This window comes from Neobacillus kokaensis (genome assembly GCF_014656545.1).
Lineage (GTDB): Bacteria > Bacillota > Bacilli > Bacillales > Cytobacillaceae > Neobacillus > Neobacillus kokaensis.
The window spans coordinates 285,123-305,127 of sequence record NZ_BNDS01000001.1 but is presented as its reverse complement, the minus strand read 5'-3'; the positions used below and the strand labels follow the sequence as shown (position 1 = coordinate 305,127).

Annotated in this window: 16 protein-coding genes; 2 read left to right on the top strand and 14 right to left on the bottom strand. The window is 41.2% G+C overall.

The window, feature by feature from the left end; genetic code table 11:
* Position 1: 1 nt before the first annotated feature.
* From IE222_RS01475 to dppA, 5 genes are read right to left on the bottom strand one after another with little or no spacing between them, the layout of a single operon-like run.
* Entirely contained in the window at positions 2-1,636 is a 1,635-nt protein-coding gene (locus tag IE222_RS01475) for a peptide ABC transporter substrate-binding protein (protein ID WP_191268979.1), read from the bottom strand.
* A gap of 27 nt (positions 1,637-1,663) precedes the next feature.
* On the bottom strand, positions 1,664-2,659 hold the full coding sequence (locus IE222_RS01470; protein WP_191268977.1) for an ABC transporter ATP-binding protein: 996 nt from the start codon (positions 2,657-2,659) through the stop codon (positions 1,664-1,666).
* A gap of 7 nt (positions 2,660-2,666) precedes the next feature.
* Positions 2,667-3,620: an ABC transporter permease gene (locus IE222_RS01465; RefSeq protein WP_191268975.1), complete on the bottom strand. Its 954-nt coding sequence runs from the start codon at positions 3,618-3,620 to the stop codon at positions 2,667-2,669.
* A 3-nt stretch (positions 3,621-3,623) separates the two neighbouring features.
* Positions 3,624-4,556, bottom strand: coding sequence for an ABC transporter permease (locus tag IE222_RS01460; RefSeq protein ID WP_191268973.1), 933 nt, complete (start codon positions 4,554-4,556; stop codon positions 3,624-3,626).
* 13 nt (positions 4,557-4,569) lie between these two features.
* On the bottom strand, positions 4,570-5,394 hold the full coding sequence (gene dppA / locus IE222_RS01455; protein WP_191268971.1) for a D-aminopeptidase DppA: 825 nt from the start codon (positions 5,392-5,394) through the stop codon (positions 4,570-4,572).
* A 207-nt stretch (positions 5,395-5,601) separates the two neighbouring features.
* On the opposite strand from dppA, the gene IE222_RS01450 reads away from it, so the two are divergent.
* On the top strand, positions 5,602-7,104 hold the full coding sequence (locus IE222_RS01450; protein ID WP_191268969.1) for a TerD family protein: 1,503 nt from the start codon (positions 5,602-5,604) through the stop codon (positions 7,102-7,104).
* 140 nt (positions 7,105-7,244) lie between these two features.
* Here IE222_RS01450 and selB read toward each other — a convergent pair whose 3' ends face one another.
* Complete coding sequence (selB, locus tag IE222_RS01445) at positions 7,245-9,098, bottom strand: selenocysteine-specific translation elongation factor (RefSeq protein WP_370465001.1); 1,854 nt, start codon at positions 9,096-9,098, stop codon at positions 7,245-7,247.
* 255 nt (positions 9,099-9,353) lie between these two features.
* Here selB and IE222_RS01440 point away from each other — a divergent pair, with 255 nt between their 5' ends.
* Positions 9,354-10,649 carry an Nramp family divalent metal transporter gene (locus IE222_RS01440; protein ID WP_191268965.1) on the top strand — a complete coding sequence of 432 codons (1,296 nt, stop codon included), beginning with the start codon at positions 9,354-9,356 and terminating at the stop codon, positions 10,647-10,649.
* 85 nt (positions 10,650-10,734) lie between these two features.
* Here the strand turns inward: IE222_RS01440 and IE222_RS01435 are convergent, their stop codons facing one another.
* From IE222_RS01435 to IE222_RS01400, 8 genes are all read right to left on the bottom strand, one after another.
* Positions 10,735-11,193 (bottom strand): GNAT family N-acetyltransferase, encoded by a 459-nt coding sequence (locus IE222_RS01435; protein ID WP_191268963.1) that lies wholly within the window; start codon positions 11,191-11,193, stop codon positions 10,735-10,737.
* Positions 11,194-11,198: 5 nt separating this feature from the next.
* Positions 11,199-12,416: an MFS transporter gene (locus tag IE222_RS01430; protein ID WP_223282537.1), complete on the bottom strand. Its 1,218-nt coding sequence runs from the start codon at positions 12,414-12,416 to the stop codon at positions 11,199-11,201.
* Positions 12,403-13,011, bottom strand: coding sequence for a histidine phosphatase family protein (locus IE222_RS01425; RefSeq protein WP_191268959.1), 609 nt, complete (start codon positions 13,009-13,011; stop codon positions 12,403-12,405). Before IE222_RS01425 ends, IE222_RS01430 begins: the two co-directional genes overlap by 14 nt.
* Before the next feature lie 102 nt (positions 13,012-13,113).
* The gene (locus tag IE222_RS01420) at positions 13,114-13,689 is read right to left on the bottom strand and encodes a uracil-DNA glycosylase (RefSeq protein ID WP_191268957.1); all 576 of its coding nucleotides are present in this window, start codon (positions 13,687-13,689) and stop codon (positions 13,114-13,116) included.
* 15 nt (positions 13,690-13,704) lie between these two features.
* Complete coding sequence (locus IE222_RS01415; RefSeq protein WP_191268955.1) at positions 13,705-14,214, bottom strand: hypothetical protein; 510 nt, start codon at positions 14,212-14,214, stop codon at positions 13,705-13,707.
* A 554-nt stretch (positions 14,215-14,768) separates the two neighbouring features.
* On the bottom strand, positions 14,769-17,906 hold the full coding sequence (locus IE222_RS01410) for an SbcC/MukB-like Walker B domain-containing protein (RefSeq protein ID WP_191268953.1): 3,138 nt from the start codon (positions 17,904-17,906) through the stop codon (positions 14,769-14,771).
* A complete protein-coding gene (locus tag IE222_RS01405; protein WP_191268951.1) occupies positions 17,903-19,051 on the bottom strand; it encodes an exonuclease SbcCD subunit D in 1,149 nt (382 codons plus the stop codon). The genes IE222_RS01410 and IE222_RS01405 overlap by 4 nt, the downstream gene beginning before the upstream one ends.
* Positions 19,052-19,199: 148 nt before the next feature.
* Complete coding sequence (locus tag IE222_RS01400) at positions 19,200-19,400, bottom strand: cold-shock protein (protein ID WP_042463935.1); 201 nt, start codon at positions 19,398-19,400, stop codon at positions 19,200-19,202.
* Positions 19,401-20,005 lie beyond the last annotated feature (605 nt).

Here is a 20,005-nt window from a genome sequence, read left to right as displayed (position 1 = left end):
ATTATTTCTTATCTGCCCACTTTAATTCTAAATATCCAACAGGGTGGCGGACGATACCGCTGACATCTTTATTCTGTAAATATACTTGGTTATAGAAATGAATTGGAACGATTGGCGCAGCATCTAATAAGATCTTTTCAGCTTTGTACATCATCTCATAACGTTTCTTTTCATCCTTTTCATGCTTAGCGTCTTTTATTAATTTGTCAAATTCGGCATTGCTCCAGCCTGTACGGTTCATTGGCGAGTTTGTGATAAAGTTCTCTACGAAGTTGATTGGATCAGCATAGTCAGCAAGGAACGAACTGCGAGAGAATTGGAATTTCAATGCTTTTTGATCGGTTGCGAACACGCTTGATTCCATGTTGGCAAGCTTCACATCAACACCAAGGTTTTCCTTAAACATTTGTTGCAGGGCTTCAGCAATTTTTTTATGAGTATCCAGTGTGTTATAAGTTAATGTTACTTCAGGAAGCTTCTTGTAGCCTTCTTCTTCCATTCCTTTTTTCAAGAGTTCTTTTGCCTTTACTGCATCAGTTTTAATTAAATCTCCACTATGCTCACGGAAGTCATTGCCTTCAGGATCTTTGAATCCGTAGGAAACGAATCCATAAGCTGGTTTTTCTTGGTTTTTAGTTACTAATTCAACCATTTGCTTCTGATCAATCGCTAATGCAAATGCCTTGCGGATATTTTCATTTTGAAACGGTTCTTTTGTTACGTTAAAACGGTAGAAATAGAGACCTGCTTGATCTTCTACCTTTACATCTCCTTCTTTAAATAGCTTGTCAGCTAATTCAGACGGGACATCAGATGTATCAAGCTCGCCTGTTGAATACATTTGGTATTCAGTATTGGCATCATCCACCATAGCCCAGTGAACTTTATCCAATTTAACATTGTTAACATCCCAGTATTTATCATTCTTTACCATTGTAAAGTCACTGTCATGATTCCATTCGGCTAATTTGAATGGTCCATTACTTACATACGAATTTGCTTCAGCAAACCATTTCGGATTTTCCTTTGCCACCTTCTCATTGATTGGGAAAAAGCACGGATTGGCAATTACACTTAGGAAATAAGCTTGTGGGCTAATCAATGTTACTTCAAAGGTTTTTTTATCCACTGCCTTTACTTTGACATCGTCGGCAGAACCTTTACCATTGTTATACTCTTCTCCGCCTTCAATGAAATATCCTAAAAATGCAGCAGATGACCCTGTGTTAGGATCCAATAGACGTTTCCAAGCATAAACAAAATCTTCTGCTGTTACGTCATCACCATTTGACCATTTGGCATTTTCACGAATGTGGAAAGTATAAGTTTTTCCATCTTCGGAAATGTCCCATTTTTCAGCAGTTGCTGCCTGCGGCTGGTGATTTTCATCCAAGCGGGTAAGCCCTTCCATAATATTGTTCAAAGCATTCCAAGAAACAGCATCAAAGCCAATCGGCGGATCAAAGGAAGTTGGCTCTTGTCCATTATTCAAGTAAAGGACCTTCTCTGTCTTTTTCTCCTCATTCTTTCCTTTGCCATCATCCTTTGGTTCACTGCCGGCATCCTTGTTTGCTGTACAAGCGGCTAATGATAAAACCAGCATGACAGCAGCCAACAAAATCGTAAGCTTTTTCATGATTTTCCCCCTCATAAAATATTTATATTAATAGGTTGAAACCAGTCTTTTAGCACGGTCGTCCTGAAGCCAGCAATCTACATGATGTTGTGTGCTTATATATGTTTTAAACGGATAAACGCGGTCACATACTTCCATTACATACGGACAGCGGGCAGCAAAGGCGCATCCAACTGGCGGTGAAAATAAGTCTGGTGGAGTTCCCGGGATGGGAATCAAATCTCCTTTCTCCATATCCAAGCGTGGAACAGACTGCAGCAGTCCTTTCGTATACGGGTGCTTCGGCTTGTAAAAAATCTCCCGTCTTGTGCCTAGTTCCACAATTTTGCCTGCATACATGACCGCAATCCTATCGGCAACCTGGGCCACTACTCCCAAATCATGGGTGATTAAAATAATTGAAACTTCGGTTTTCTTCTGAATCTCACGGAATAGTTCCAAAATCTGCGCTTGAATCGTAACATCAAGAGCGGTGGTCGGCTCATCGGCAATTAATACATCAGGCTCGCATACTAGTGCCATCGCAATGACAATTCGCTGCCGCATACCGCCGCTAAACTGATGGGGATACTGCTTTAGCCTGATTTCCGGATTAGGAATCCCGACAAGCATTAGCATTTCAATTGCTTTTTGTTTTGCTTCTTCCCGAGTGATTTTCTTATGCTGCCTGATTCCTTCCATAATCTGCTCACCAATTGTGATTGTCGGATTTAATGCTGTTATCGGGTCTTGGAAAATCATTGAAATATTTGCACCGCGGATTTTCCTTAATTCAGGCTCCTTTAACTTAATGACATCCTTATTTTTAAAAATAATTTCTCCGCCTGTAATTCTGCCCGGCGGTTCCGGTATCAGCCTCATAATGGTTTGCGAGGTGACACTCTTTCCGCAGCCGGACTCGCCAACAATTGCTAATGTTTCTCCTTTATGTAAATCAAAGGTTACACCGCGGACAGCTTTTACTTCGCCGCCATATGTTGAAAAGGATACGTGAAGATCCTTAACCTGAAGGATTTTTTCCATAATACGGCTACCTCCTTAGTTTAGGGTCTAAGGCATCCTGCAGCCCATCACCTAAAACATTAAATGCAAACATCGTTAATGAGATAAATAAGGTTGGGAAGAATAAGCGCCACCAGTAGCCTGATAGAATTGTAGATAAACCGTCATTGGCCATCACTCCCCAGCTTGCATGTGGTGCCTGAATACCAAGTCCAATAAAGCTTAAAAATGCTTCAGCAAAAATGGCAGACGGGATCGTTAACGTCATTTGCACGATAATCGGTCCCATCGTATTGGGCAATAAGTTTTTCCTTATAATTCTTGCCGTTTTCGTACCAAATGTCTGGGAGGCGAGGACAAATTCATAGTTTTTAATCTGTAAAACCTGGCCGCGTACAATCCGCGCCATGCCGACCCAGCCGGTAATCGATAAAGCGAGAATAATTGTTGTTAAACCCGGGCCAATTACAACCATTACGAGAATGACGACAAGCAAATACGGAAGCCCATATAAAATTTCCACAAACCTCATCATCAGATTATCAGTTTTACCGCCTTTGTAGCCTGCGATTCCTCCGTAAACAACCCCTATCAGGAAATCAATTAATGCCGCCATTAAGCCGACAAATAATGATATTCTTGCACCATAGCAAGTCCGCGTGAAAACATCTCTTCCTAAATCATCTGTACCGAACCAATACTTGCTTGACGGAGGCAGGTTTTGCTGCGTTAACTTTTGTGTTTCAACCGTATATGGTGAAAACATCGGTCCAAAAATAGCCAGCAGGGCAAGGAGTACAAGAAAGAATAGTCCTGCCATCGCTAATTTATTTTTCATTAACCGATGCCACGAATCCTTCCAGTATGACAAACTCGGTCTGACAACTGCCTCTGACTCTTTGTGGTCTCGAACTTTTGGAACAAACCACTCATCAGGAATAGCGGGCGAAATACTTCTTTCTTCGTGTTTACGTAATTCCATGATTTATTCCGCCTCCTTCTTGTGCAGCTTGATCCTTGGATCTAAAAGTCCGTATGTTAAATCTACTAAAAATAACATTAAGATTAATAGAGCACTATAAAATACGGTTGTGCCCATGATAACGGAATAATCACGGCTATTAATGCTGTCAACAAAATATTTACCCATGCCGGGAATCGCGAAGATTTTTTCTATAACAAACGTACCGGTTAAAATACTCGCAGCAAGCGATCCTAAAACCGTAACAACCGGAAGGAGCGCATTTCTTAGGGCATGTTTAAAGACAATTTTTACCGGAGAAAGCCCTTTTGCCTTGGCTGTTTTGATGTAATCCTGGGTTAACACCTCAAGCATGCTGGTCCTTGTTAAACGGGCGATAATTGCCATCGGCCCAGTTGCCAGCGCCAAGATTGGGAGTACCATATGTTTGGGGCTGGACCAGGTTGCGACCGGAAAGATTGGAATATTAACAGCTAACTGCTGAATTAATACGGTTGCCATGACAAAGTTTGGAATTGATATACCTAGTACAGCGATACTCATTGCCAAGTAATCAATCCACCCATTATGCCTTAGAGCAGCCACAACTCCTAAGATAATCCCGGATATAATTGCCAAGATTAGCGTAAACAGCCCTAATTCAAACGAGATAGGAAACCCCCTGCCTAGAAGATCATTTACCGTTTGACCCGGTTTTTTAATAGATGGGCCAAGGTCACCTTGAACCAGTGCTGCTAAATAATTTCCATATTGAAGAATCAGAGGCTTATCCAGCTGGTAATAGGCTTCACGGTTTTTTTGAATTGTCTCATTCGTCGTTCTTTCTTCGTCGAATGGTGACCCTGGCACCGTATGCATTAAGAAAAAGGTTCCGGTGATAATGAGCCATAACGTGATGATCATCGCAACAAAGCGTTTGATAAAATATGTATTCATGCATGACCACTTCCTAACAGAATGTTGTTCTCATCGCGAGCTCCGTCATTACAAGCATTGCTTGATAGGCTTCTAGAATATCTTTAGCTTGGAAGCGGACAATCGTGGTTCCAGGTACTATTTCCGTCCCGGGCATTAAATTTGCCCATTCTGCTTCGCCGTAATTAGTAAATTCAATACTTAACAGTGGTTTTTCTGGAGGTGTTAGCGGTTTCACTTTATCGAAATTTTTAATGGCTAATGCTGTTTTTTCTCTTAGAAGCTGACCCGCTTTTATTGGTGTAAGCGTTTTAGCCGCGGAGCGGGAAATCGCTTCCTTTACTATTGCCGTTGTAACATTTGGAATTAACTGTTCAGCTTCACGGGCTGCATAGTCATCGCCCGCGACCATAATAACCGGTACCCCGTAATATCCGGCAACATAGGCATTAAACCCTAACTCCCCTATAGCAACATCATTAATAAACATATTGCGTACACCAAAAATCATCGAATGGGCCATTACTCCTGGCTGTGCAGCTCTGGCATGGTACCCAGTAAAAATCGCTCCAGTGAACGTTTCGTCTAAACCTTGGACCATCGAAAAAGGCTTCACATCTCCAGTTATCAGTTGTGTTTCCGAGTGCAATCTTTCAATGAGGAGATTATTCATCTTGGAATGACTATCGTTGACGATTACTTCTTTGGCTCCTGCTTCAAACGCCGAGGTCACGACATAATTTGCCTCATCTGTCATAATTATACGACCTCGTTCATAATTATGCTTTTCAGAATCAACATGAGTATGGTCAACAAGTCCTGTTATTCCTTCCATATCAACAGAAATATATATTTTCATGATTTTCCTCTCTCCTCTACTAAATTACTATTTTATTATAAAATAAAATAATGAATTATTCAAATTTTTCTTAAAATTCCGTTTCAAAGAATAAAAATCCTGAAACTTTTTCACTATTATTCCGTACATATGTAAGGAACACGTTTCGAAGTTTCCCTGCAACAATTTAGAAATTATAATAGGGATAGATGAAAGGAGAGAAAAGCAATGGGCGTCACTCTTAGCAAGGGGCAAAAAGTAGATTTGACAAAGTCACACCCGGGATTACAAAATGTTGTCGTCGGTCTCGGCTGGAATAGTAATTTGAGTTCTAATTACGATCTGGATGCCTCTGCCTTTTTATTAGGCCAAAATGGCAAGGTTCAAAGTGATCAGGATTTTGTTTTTTATAATCATCCATCGGGCGGCAATGGCTCGATTATATATAGCGGGGACAGCCGGATTGGTTTAGGAATGCAGGATGCTGAACAAATACGGATAAATTTAAACAGCGTTCCAGCGTATATTCACCGAATTGCCTTTACAATAACGATTCATGATGCACAAGAAAAGAGGCAGAATTTCGGACAAGTCTCGGATTCATATGTACGGATTTTTAACGAACAATCAGGTGAGGAACTTTTACGATACAATTTAGGTATGGATTTTACGGTAGAAACAGCCATTGTTACGGCAGAAATATACCGGCATAACGGCGAGTGGAAATTCAATGCTATTGGCAGCGGCTTTCAGGGAGGTTTAGCGGCTTTATGTAATAACTTTGGAGTTACGGTGGATGACCCGCCTGCAAGCGTCGCTTCAGTACCGCCATCTCACCAGCCTGTTTACCAGGAAAATCTACAGACGGATTTTCAACAGAACCGGAATTTAAATCAATCCTATCAGCAGAATCCTAGCTCATATAACCCTTATCAGCAATCTCAAGGACAATATGACCCATATCGTCACAGTCAAAATAACCAGCCTGCCTCTCAACAGCCGGTTCATCTGCAGCCGGAATCATCATACCAGCAGCCTGCTTATGGTTACCCTGGGCAATCTGCTCCTTCTGCGCCAAATATGAACCGTACATATGGCGGTGACGATATTAGCTGTCCACGCTGCCATTCTTCAAATGTCCGAACCGGAAAGAAAGGGTTTGGCTTAGGAAAGGCAGCTATTGGCGGCTTAATTTTGGGACCTGTTGGCCTCCTTGGCGGCTTTATCGGTAAGAATCAGTTAAAATTCAGCTGTAATAATTGCGGTAGCACATGGTCCCCTTCGCAAACAGACTATGCTGAATGGGCCAATAATCAAAAAAGAAGAGCGCAGGAATTATTTAACCGATACAAGAGCCAGGATGTATTGGATGCGGTGGTCGCCGCTTGTGCATTAGTAGCAATGGCTGATGGTTATTTGGATGCGTCGGAAAGGCAAAAGATGATTGAATTTGTCCATCAAAGTGAGGAATTACGGGTCTTTGATACGAATAAAGTCATCCAACGATTCAACCTATTTGTGTCACGAATTGAAAATGATCGTGTGATCGGACGTGCAGAGGCATTTCGTGCTCTAGGGAAAATAAGAACGAAACCGGAAATAGCTCGTTTGATTGCCCGTTATTGCATTGCGATTGGCTATGCAGATGGAAACTTTGATCACAATGAGAAACAAACAGTAGTGGATATCTGCCATGAGCTTGGGTTAAATCCTGCGGAGTTTTTGTCGTAATGTAAGAAAGCCCCGATTCCAGTTTTGACTGGGGATCGAGGCTTTTTGGTTTTTAAGTAAGGTTATTTTTGGTTAACTTCGAGAGCGGATTTTTTCTCTTTTCGGGCAATGAAACCTCTTCAATTACATAATCTTACTTATTACTGCCACACTCGCTTGTTTTCCACTCTTTTCGTTAATCCTTTCGCATCCAATCGTTCTAAGAAAGGGATCATATATTTCCGGGACAATCCCAATATATCCTTTGCTTCTCCCACCTCAAACTCTGAACCTGTATTACCGCGCAGTTTCGTTACCGCTTCATTAAACACATCGCCATAATAAGCAAACTGTTCGTCGAGCATCACGATGAGTCCCTGGTCCTCAAGGAATCGTTGTAAGTTCATTTCCAACTGGTCGGGGATTCCTGCCGCAGCAAAATAATCCTTCAAATAACGAACTTTTAATTCATCCTTTTTCAAGTCCGAAAGCAAATTCTCCGTCCGTTTTGCCCAGCTTTTTGGAACATGCGGAACGAACTCTGCCAAAGAAACAAATTGCCCTTTCCGTTTAAAAACTTGATTTGTAATCCCATTTTCGATCACGTAATCCAAAAGATTTTTCGGAAATCTTTTTTGCATCGTTTGAAGCAGCTCCGCTTTATTCACCCCGGCTTTAAGAGAGTGTTGAAGATGAAATTCCTGAAGGCGGTCAATGAGATCCTCTTCAATCGAATCTATGATGACCTGAAGCGTATATTCCTTCCCATTATATAGAACGAACTCCCCGCCATAAAGCTGCTCTGCCATTACGGCTTCATCAATTGCGGTCCATTTAATTAATTCATCATGCTGAAGGCTTTTGGCCTCCAGTAATGCGGCGGTAATCCGCTCTTTTGGTGAACCGACCTTTTTCTTTTCAAGTTCTACAATTGTTTGATTACCAAAGCGGTATTTGTCTCCTCTTGGGTCAATTACCCAGCCGCCGCCAATCGTTTCTTGCGGGCTTGGCCTCCGTAAAATAAAGCGGTCTCCTCTTTTCGTAAGAATCTCTTCCTCCAGTCTGAGCTGGCATAAGATTTCCCCATTCTCGTCTTTCACTTCATTACGGTCAAAAAACACAATTCGTCCCATTACTTCCGTTGTTCCAATATGGAGCTTAACCGGCATCCTTTGTTTGATCAAATGCTCCAGTTCATCAACAACACGGATAGCTACATCAATTACTTTCGTCACAATAAAATGCTCAGAGGAGACGACCACATCGCCCCGCTCCAAGTCTTCTTTAGAGACTCCGGAAAGATTGATTGCTGCCCGCTGTCCGGCATACGCTTTTGCCGCCGGCTGGTGATGGACTTGGATTTGCCGTGCACGAACCTCCAGTCCCTTAGGCATTATTTTTAACGTCTGGCCTTCCTCAACTGCCCCTTCGTAAACTGTTCCCCGGACAACGGTACCTTGCCCTTTTACAGTAAACACCTGGTCAATCGGCAAACGGAACGCACCCTTGGCATCGCGCATTGCTTGTTCTTTCAACGTCTTAATAATTAGCTGTTTGATTTCTTCAATTCCCTTTTTCGAAAGGCTATCAACGAGAACAAACGGAGCGTTTTCAAATACGGTTCCGTCGAGTTCTCCTAAAATGTCATCCTTCACCAGTTCAACGAATTCTTCATCAACACGGTCAATTTTTGTAATCGCAATGATGCCATTTTTTATTCCTAAAAACTTTAAAATTTCCAGGTGTTCCCGTGTCTGTGGCATAACCCCTTCATCAGCGGCAACTACAAGGACAACAAGGTCAATCCCTGCGACACCTGCAATCATTTGCCTGATAAATCGTTCATGACCGGGCACATCAATAACTGAAATTTGTATTTCAGCATCTTCATATAATGGTGCAAATCCTAGTTCAATGGAAATCTGCCGTTCTTTCTCTTCCTTTAAGCGGTCAGTATCTACGTTTGTCAACGCCTTTGTCAGCGAGGTTTTACCGTGGTCAATATGTCCCGCCATTCCAATGGTAAAATATCGTTTTTCCAAGCTTGCCACCTTCTTTAACGAACTTCTCTCTTTACTCTAGCTTGTATGGGGGGATTGTTCAAGTGAACAATTTCTAAATATAATTTCAAGTAAATTTCCAGTACAAAATCATTCACAATTTTTTAAAAATATACTATAATATTTATATAAATTTGCATTAGGGAAACATTTATTGATTAGTCAAACAAATATTGCTTTTATGAAAAATAATGAAAGGGATGGTATCTTATGAGCCACACAAATTCACTTGGTGCTCAAGCCGCGGAGCAACGGACCGTTGCAGCTGCTAGGGATGCCATTGATGGAAAAACAAAAGGCATCCGTGCATTGCTGCCATTTATCGGGCCAGCATTTATTGCGTCCATTGCCTACGTAGACCCAGGAAATTTTGCAACAAACATTCAGAGCGGGGCCAGCTTCGGTTATAAAATGCTATGGGTAATCGTCATGGCTAACCTTATGGCGATGCTTCTGCAAAACATGTCAGGAAAACTAGGCATTGCAACAGGAAGAAACCTGCCGGAAATTTGTCGTGAATATATGCCGACATGGCTGACAATGATTATGTGGGTGGTGTCGGAGCTTGCCGCAATAGCAACGGACCTTGCTGAATTTTTAGGGGCCACGCTGGCGCTAAATTTATTAGCCGACATTCCGATGCTTTATGCGGTCATCATTACAGGGATTATAACCTATTTAATATTATTGATGGAAAAATACGGATTCCGGCCATTAGAAAAATTTATTGCTGCTTTTGCGATACTCATTGGCTTATGCTATATAGTTGAAACCATGCTTTCAAAGCCGGATTTAGGTCAGATTGCTTATCATAGCGTAGTCCCGTGGCTCGGTAACAAGGAAAGCATCATGCTTGCAGTTGGAGTTATTGGAGCAACCGTTATGCCGCATGCGATTTACTTGCACTCAAGCTTAACGCAGCGACGAATAATTCCACGTAACGATTTAGAAAAAATAAAAATCCAAAAATACAGTACGATGGAAATTTTGATTGCAATGGCCCTTGCCGGCTTTGTAAACTTAGCAATGATGTATATGGCAGCATCTGTCTTTCATACAACCGGAAAAAGTGACATTGCCGACTTAACAACGGCTTATCACACTCTTACACCGCTCCTCGGTTCCGCCGCTGCCAGCGTGTTCTTGATTTCCCTGTTAGCATCGGGTATCTCAAGCTCTGTTGTCGGAACAATGGCAGGCCAAGTAATCATGCAAGGATTTGTTGGCTTTACAATTCCTGTCTGGGTCCGCCGCTTGGTGACAATGCTGCCAAGTGTAATTATCGTAGCCATTGGTGTCGACCCAACGAGAACGCTTGTTATTAGCCAAGTTATTCTAAGTATTGTATTGCCATTTCCGGTAATTGCTTTAATCTACTTTACACAAAAGAAAGAACTAATGGGCGTGTTAACCAATAAGCGAATCACAACCGTACTTTCCAGCCTGTTTGCGGCTATTATTTTAAGCTTAAATGTATGGCTGGTTATTCAGACTTTTATGGGATAAAAAAGCCGAAGTTCTCCCTTTTCCATGGGAAACTTCGGCTTTTTTCTTCTTTTCAATTATAGACCTTTCTAGCTAGAGTGCACCTTTATTTCTTAAGATTTTTCTCAAAAAAACACATATATAGTCCTGCTGTTACTTCAAGCTCTCGCTTCAACCTATATCCATTTTTAAGATATAAATTCTTAGCTGGGAGGTTGTCTTTCCCGGTTGCGACCTTAACAACTCTAATTTCAGGATAGTTTTTCTCAACTGCGCTTAATAGCTTCTGCGCAATCCCTTTCCTAAAGTGTTTTGGGTCTACGACTAACCGGCAAATCGTCAGCTTTTCCCCATCTAACGTAAAAGACAAAGCTCCAGTTAACCCCTTTTCTTCAAAATAACCATAGAACTTTTCCGAACAATTCTTTAAATCATCAATAGTTTCTACTAATGGAGGGATTTTGTAAAAATTGATTAACTTAGCTTCTATAAGATAGGAAGCCTTTTGAAGTTTAAACAAGTTCTTTAATAAACTATTATCTTGTAAATCTAGCGTTTTGATCATTTAACCTATGCTCCCTGACTTTTTTCAAGAAAGTAAATCTTTCTTGCTGGCCGGTAGACGTAAAGAGTCAATAACAAGCTAATGGCTAAAACAAAAATTGATGCACCAATGATGCTATACCTCAATGGAATAATCTCACCCGTGAACCCGATTAACAGTACAAAGGCAATTTGCAGCATGCTTTGAAAGGTTCCAAACACACTTGAAATACGCCCCATAATTTCAAGCGGTACATTGTTTTGATAAAAGGTCAAAAACCCCGTATTAGCAAGCGAATTAAAGTATCCAAGGACGATAAAGCCGATAGCAGCAGTTAAAAACGAGAAAGAAAACGCATAAATCAGGTAGCCGCCGGCGACCATTATGTAGCCTAGACCCATTAACAGCCGTATGGACATTTTTTTAGCAAAAATAGAAACGGTTGAAGAGCCAATTATGGAACCAATCCCCATAATACTGACAAGCAGTCCAAACTCCGCCTCGGATAAACCTAACACCTTTTGTGTAAAAACAACCTCTTGTGCATCCATGCCCAGTGCCACAATCCAAAAAAACTGAGCCAAAAAATAAATGATAACAATATAAGACTGATCGCGTGAAAACATCATGACCTTTTTCCAATCGTCTTTAATCATAGCGAGAGTAATTGCTTTAGTTTGGTTCTTTAGCCGCTCTGTTTCAGGCAGTAAAAACAGCATATAAGCGGAAACTAAGAAGGAAACAGCGTTAATCCAAATAGCCACTTTCGCAGATGCAATTAAGAGCAATACCCCAGCAATCGCCGGGCCGATCAAAAAGGCACCGGACGTTATCAAGCTGCGAAATGAGTTAAATTGTTTCCGGTTCTCGGCTGGAATCAAGCTCGTTATGTATGATATGGAAGCTGGATCAAAGAAAGCCTTTCCAATTGAAAGTATGAATAAACAAACATAAATGAGCCAAACGGATGGTAATAGAGGAATAATTGCTACAAGAACGGCTCGAAAAATATCCGTTAGGATCATCAATCTGCGTTTACTCATTCGATCAATAATACTGCCAGACCAAAACTTTGTTAGAATCGTTGCAATTGGCCCAATAATCCATAATCCAGCGACGGCCGCCGGTGATCCCGTTAACTTTAAGACAAAAATATTAATTGCAATTAGATAAATAAAATCTCCAAAAGTCGAAATGCCCACTCCGAACAACAATAAAAACGAGTTTCTTTTATTTGTCTTCAAGGTACATCTCCTTTTCTTCATAGAAATCGGATAGATGCGAAACTTGATTATATACTTTGATTTCCCAGCAGTTGTCACAGAATTGAATTTCATTGAGGCAGGCATTTTCGATTTTTGTCTTGCCGCGCCCCAATTTACCATTTGATAACTTGGCTAATAATGCATTGATTACTGCCCCATGTGCCACAAGCAGCACTTTTTTATCTTTGTAGGATTGATTTATTTTTTGTAGTCCTGCCAAGAGGCGATTTACAAAATCCTCCTCACCTTCTTGATTAGGGTAATTTTGGTCAGGAAACTTGGCGCGTCTTTCCTCAAATGTCATTCCTTCCACTTCGCCAAAATATTTCTCTTTAAAATCCTCCATCACGATTAGAGGTACGTTCAAGCTGTCATTTATTATTTCTGCAGTCCGTTTAGCCCTTAATAATGGACTTGTAATAATTACATCCCAATCGGAATTTTTTAAAAATCGGCCGCTTTCCTCAGCTTGTTGCATACCTTTTGCATTTAATGGAATATCTGTGCTTCCCTGCAGCCTGCCAGCCGCATTCCAATCCGTTTCCCCGTGGCGCACAATGCAAATTGTTGTCATTTATAATAATCCTTTCAGAATATTTATTTTTTTCATTGTACATAATATCCCCATAATATTCCATAAAAAAAAACGAACAATCTATGAAATAGTTCGCTTTTCCTATATTTTGTTGTTGTAATAGCCGGTTAAAAACTTCCAATCTTCTACAAACATATTCCAGAGATTTGGACGTCTTCTTACTGCTAACGGATGATATCCCACTGCTGTTGGGTATCCATTTACATCGTATATTTTCCCTCGAAGTACCTTCACCTCCGCATCGGTATTTTCAAAAAAAGACTGAACAGCTACATTCCCGAGGCAAAAAATCAGTTTTGGCTGTTTCTCTTTCAGCTGCTGTTTAAGATGGGTCATGCAAATTTGGCGAACCTGCTGTTTATCATAGGCCTTAACCGGCTTTCTTTTTAAAATAAACGTAACATACAAATCCTCCATTGTTAACCCAACCTGAACAGCTGCCTGCTGCAGCGTCTGCCTTGTGCCGCAAACCATTGGGCTGCCTTCACGGTCTTCACGGGCACCGGGATTATCGAGGATTATCATAATCCGCCCAAGCGGATTCCCCTCCCCCCACACCATGCGCGATCCATGCTGATCCAAACCGCATTCGCTGCAATCTAGCAGATGCTCCGGCGTGGGCTCCTCCGGCCAAAGTACTGGACAAAAGTCTGACATCCTTTTCCTCCAAATTTAATCTATTTTGTAATACTCGTTCTTTTTTTGCAAATAGTCTTTCTCACATTTTAAAAGTGTAAAGCGGATTGGTTTTCCTTCGCTTTCCTTGATATAATTTAGTTCCCATTTACTATTGGTAAGTTTTAAACGGACCGCCACATTCGTATGATCTGGCTTTTTAAAAAGGAGGTAAGCCTCTCCTGCACTTACTAAAAGAGTTGGTTTGCCGCGAGAGGCGACCATGAAATGTTTATGGAGTGATTCGTAATAATCATCTTTTTCCTTACCACCGTAAATAAGGTGAGCAGCCTCTAATTCTTTTTCTGTTACTTTAAAATAATTGGTTTCATCAATATCTAATTTAAGACCTTGGATAACATCTTTCATAATCATGCGATTAAATTGCTCGTTACGTATTTTTATTTTTTCAAAACATGCGGAAGATAATCTTGGCATCTCGGCATATATGTTCAGGGGAAAAGATGTAGAAAGCAGCAGATATAAGAAAAAAATAAACTTTTTCAATGCTTTTCCACCTCTAACCATGTTTTAGGATAGTATTCTTCTAGTTATAGGCGGTTATTCATTCCATTAGATTTTTCAGGAAATGTCTATGGATTTAATGATTTTTGCAGGATTACCGCCAACCACCACACTATCCCCCATTCTTACCGCCCACACCCTTTTCTAGCACGTCTCGGGCAAAATAACCCCCTCATTCTTACCGCCAACACCCTTTTCTAACACGTCTCGGGCAAAATAACCCGCTCATTCTTACCGCCCACACCCTTTTCTAGCACGTCTCGGGCAAAATAACCCGCTCATTCTTACCGCCTACACCCTTTTCTAGCACGTCTCGGGCAAAATAACCCGCTCATTCTTACCGCCCACACCCTTTTCTAGCACATCTCGGGCAAAATAACCCGCCCATTCTTACCGCCCACACCCTTTTCTAACACACCTCGGGCAAAATAACCCGCTCATTCTTACCGCCAACATCCTTTTCACCACCCACGCGAGCAAAATCCCATCCATAACAAAAACAGCGGGACCCTAACCAGGTCCCGCCTCACGCTATCTTAATTTGTAAATACAAACTCCGTCCGGCTGCCGGTTTGTCCGGCAATGACCTCTAGTCTTGCATCAATTCGTTCCTTCAATTCTGGAACATGTGAGATAATCCCAACCAATCGGCCGCTGCTCTGAATATCCATAAGCGCCTCAATTGCCTGATCGAGCGATTCAGGATCCAGTGTACCGAACCCTTCATCAATAAACATGGTTTCCAAGGAAACCCCTCCAGAGTAATTTTGCACGACATCTGCAAGCCCGAGCGCCAATGATAGCGATGCCTTAAAGCTCTCACCGCCGGATAAAGTTTTCACATGACGTTCCTGTCCAGTGTATTGATCAAATACCTGTAACTCCAAGCCACTTTGGGCATTTCCTTTGGCCCGGTCTGTTTTTCGCAATAGCTGGAATCGCCCAGATGTCATTTTTCGCAGGCGGACATTGGCCTCTCGTAAAATATCATCTAAAAATGCTGCCAATACGTAGCGCTCAAAAGTAATCCTGAAGCTGTTTTGTCCCTTTGTTATCTCATATAAATGACCAATCAGTTTATATCGCTCTTCCAGCGTCTTCATAGAATCATTCAAATGCTCAACCCGCTTATAAATCTCTTCATTTTCCCGTCTTTTCACAAATAGGTCGGTTTTTCTTCCAGTTAAATTCTCAATCTCATTTACAAGTTTCGCTAGCTCCTGTTTTAGACCCTCTACATCAGGAGCCTTCACATCTTTTAACATTTCGGTCAATTCAGTAAAGCGATCGGAAACTGAACGTAGATCTTCTCGATAACCGCGGATCTCAATCTCTAACCTTTTAATATCAGCATCAGCCAGCTTCGAACCGTGATAAACAGTATAATTATCAAAGCCCTGTTCTGCTAGGTTATTCTTAAATGTTTCACGTTCAATAACCAGCTCTTGCTCCTTATCGGCTAAAAACTTTTCCGCATCTACTAATCTAGCAAATTCTACAGCTTGCTTTTCCTTCACACCTTGAACACGCTTCTCGGCGTCCTCTAATTGTTTAACCATCAAAGCATGCTGATCCTTTAATTCAGCAAGTGTCCGTTCATATTCAGTCACTGTCCGGAGACTTTCCGGTATGAGAGTCATCATCCTTGAAAGATTTGTTTTCTTCTCGGTAAATTGAATGGTTAATTCATGTACCTCTGACGCCAATTGCTGGAGCTGCCTTTGTAAATCATGCTTTTCTGCTTCCCTTTTCTCCAGTTCCAGCTTGACCTCTTCAAGCTGGTTCATTTCCGCAGACAATTTCTTTTGCGCCGCAATAAGATCATTTTTAGAAGAGGATGTTTCTGTTTTTACCGAAAGGACATCGGTTTCTACAAATTCTGGCCTCTGAACCCGGATATCAGCCAGCATCTCTGCTAAGGCTTCGCGTTGCATTTTTTCAGCGGACTGGCATTGATATAATTTTGCTTCGTCGGCTGATTTTTCTTTTTCCCATTTAGCGGCCTGGGCTTTAGCTGCCTTTAAATCATCCTGATTTGGAATTCTGTCACCATGATCAGCAGCTGGGGATGGATGGTGCTTCGAACCGCAAACCGGACAGGCTTCACCAGCTTGAAGTGTTTCCGCTAAAAGCGCCGCTTGTCCATTCAGCCATTTTTGCTCCAAGTCCTCAACTAATGCTTTCGCATCATTTAATCTAGCCATTGTATTTTCAAAACGCCCGGTACTTGCCTTCAAGTCTTTCATTGAATTTTGATAACGGACCTGCAACTGTTGAAATTTTTCCAGCCGATCGAGTTCAGTTTGCAGCTTTTCCATCTTTCTCTCATTCTCCAAATACATCAGCTGGCCCTTTTCAATTTCTGCCTTTCGCTGCTGCAGCCAAAGTAGTCGCTCTTCTAATTCTGCGAGATTCCTTTCAGTCTGAGAATGATTATTTTTCGTATTGTTTAATGCTGTTTCTAACGATGTCGATTCCTTTACCATTGAAGCAAAGGAATACACGTCTTCTTTCATCCCTGCTAAACGATTGATCCTCTCTAGTGAAGCCTGACGCTCAGTCTCGCGCTGCTGCTCATGCTTCAGCTGTTTGTTATACTCCACGTCCAGTTCGCTCAATTTTTCAATCGTCGCTTTTATCGTCCGAACATTGTGCTCTGCTTGATCGGCCTCGCGTTTTAAGCGATGGCAAAGCTCTTCTTGTTTTGCTAATAGGGCCGCTTTTTGCGCCCGCTGAATTTGCTTTTCTTTTTCAGCAAAAATTTCTGACTGTGATTCAAGCCGGGTCTTTTGAACCTTTAACTCCTCACGAGTTTGCAGCTGTTTTAGGATCGTTTCCGCTTCAAAAAGCTGGGTCTTCAGTTTGTCCTGTTGTCCGGCCTGTTCTTTTAATTGATTATCTAATTGCTCAATCAGCTCACCAATCGCGGTGATTTCAACAAGCAAAAGCGGCATGATTATCGTATCATTTTCACTGCCTGCATCTAAATATCCCCTGAGTTCTTCATTCGTGACGGCATGAATCCTCCGGATGGCTTCATTACGGGATTGAACCTGAGATTCGACCGTTTTTCGAAGCTCAGTTGCTTCCTCTTTCAACTTATCCTCCACCATTTTATACATCTGTGTATGGAACAGCCGCTGCAAAATAACTTCCTTATCCTTGCTATCAGATGTTAACAGCTTCCGGAATTCTCCTTGAGGAATCATTAGAATTTGCCGGAATTGGTTGGCATCAATTAACATGATTTCTTTAATCTTTTCTTCAACGTCTGTTATTTTTGAGGCCAAAAGCTTTCTCTCACCGTCAGTACCCCAGCTGTAAAGTTCAGCCTTTGCTCCAATTTGTGTATAGCCATCCCCTTTGTCTTTTTTCTTCATTTGCTGGGGTGATCTTGTAATGGAATAGACTTGATTACGTAATGAAAAATCCAGCGAAACCTCAGTTAACAGTTCATCGCTGGCAAATTGGCTTCGCAGTTCGGGACCATTGCGATCCTCACCACTTGCTTTTCCATAAATCGCATAACTAATAGCGTCAAAAATGGTTGTCTTTCCAGAACCAGTTTTCCCTGAAATCACAAACATGGTGCGGTTGCCAAGCTTCGTGAAATCAATACATTCGGTCTCAGCATATGGACCGAATGCCTGCATTGTCAGTCTTAACGGTCTCATTTCAGCGCGGCCTCCCCTATTAATGCCTTTTCAAAAATTTCGGCCATTGCCGCTTTTTTATCATCTGTAAATTCAGAAGTGGTCATTTCTTTATAAAACTGTTCGAACAATTCCATTTCTGATTTTTTCTCACTTCGCACAGCACTGAGAACCTGCTTCTTTTTCTGGTCCGTCACATCGATTTTGCGTTCAAGATGCAGCACATTTGGGTATACTTGGCGCAATTTATTAATCGGATCAATTAACGCACCTTCATCTAGCAGGGTGATTTTCAAGTAGTCATTGGTTCGTTCTTTTTCATAAAATATCGGGTCAAGTAATTCTTCCATGTGCCCTTCAAGCTCACGCATATCATGTGTCGGCCTTAGTGAGCGATACCGATGGCTAAATTGCCCTTTTTCGTCCATTTCAATAATAGAAATCGACTTCTTTTGTTTTGCTTCTGAAAAAGAATATTTTAACAGCGACCCGGAATATTTTACTTTGTCGTGGCGAATGGCATCAGGACTGTGCAGATGTCCTAGGGCAGTATAGGAAAACGGTTCAAACAATTCGGCACCAACACAGCCAGACCCGCCAACTGATAATACCCGTTCCGAATCGGAAGTTTGTCCGCCTAATACAAAAGCATGTCCAACAAGAACATTCGGTTCATTAGGATTCATGTTCTTTTCCATTCTCCCAATCAATGCTTTCATCGCATCTTGATGGGAATGAATAGAATCATCCTCTAACAGCTGGCGGACTAAACCTGGTTCTGCGTATGGAATGAGATAAAAGTTCACACCATTAATTCGGAAAGGTTCGAAGTTGTTTGATAGTTTTCCAGATAAATAGAATTGACTGTGCTTGTACCACGAACTTCCAAATGATAGGCGTTCGGCACTGTCATGATTCCCGGCTATCGCCACAATCGGTGTTTTTAGTTCGACATTGATTTTAAATAAAATGTCATCTAATAATTCAACAGCATCTGTCGGCGGAACAGATCGGTCATACAGATCGCCGGCAATAATAATCGCATCGGGCTTTTCCTCCCCGACAACCTCTACAAATTGGTTCAGAACTTCCCGCTGATTTTCCGTCATATAAACGCCGTGTACTAATTTGCCTAAATGCCAATCGGCTGTATGGATAAATTTCATCGAATCACCCTATTTTACGATTTTTTACATGTATCTATTATAGCAAATTAATGTTTAAAGAAGCTTTGGTAATTGATGAAAGGATTTTTTAGACAACAAAAAACAGCCCGGTATGTTAACCGGACTGTTTGAATAGTTGTATGAGAAATTATTTCTTTGTTACGTTAGCAGCTTGAGGTCCACGAGCTCCTTCAACGACTTCGAAAGAAACTTCTTGACCTTCTTCTAATGTTTTGAAACCTTCAGTTTGGATAGCTGAGTAATGAACGAAAACGTCGTTACCGTCTTCTCCTTCGATGAATCCGAAACCTTTTTCTGAGTTAAACCATTTTACCTTACCGTTTTTCATGAAAAAAAATCCTCCTATTGGCTAAAAACAAGCCATGTTTAAAATTCACCAAATTACAACGTACCTAGCTTTACTTTCATTACCTTATCCAAACAGCGGTTAAAACCTTGAACAAGCTTTATCAGATAAATCTAATAACGTGTAACGGCTGATTAAAATTTAACATTTCTATGCAGTTATGTCAAGAAAGGGCGGGCGACAGAAACTGACATAATTCTGCCCAATTCCTTTTAAAAAAACCGGTCTAGCCTGCAATGACCATCAATCAGCACTGAAAATGAAAGCGCTATGAATATCCTGCCAAAGCTCATGTAAACCGTATGCAGATTATGTCAAATTTTGTTGAAAATCTTTTTGTATAAATTCATATTTTTTCAAAAAGCTCTTTTCTAAAAGATTGTTATTTTTCGATTCGCCGATAAAATTTGAAATTCGCCGATAAATGTTCTCGATTCGCCGATATCCTTCAAAAATTCGCTGATATATTTCGATAGTCTATTTTAAAGTGTAATCTTACATCGAGGGTTCCTGTTTTTTGCGTTCTAACTAAAGTGAAAACAACAAATATTACCAAAATAACCTTTCAAAAAGATGCAAAAACCGAA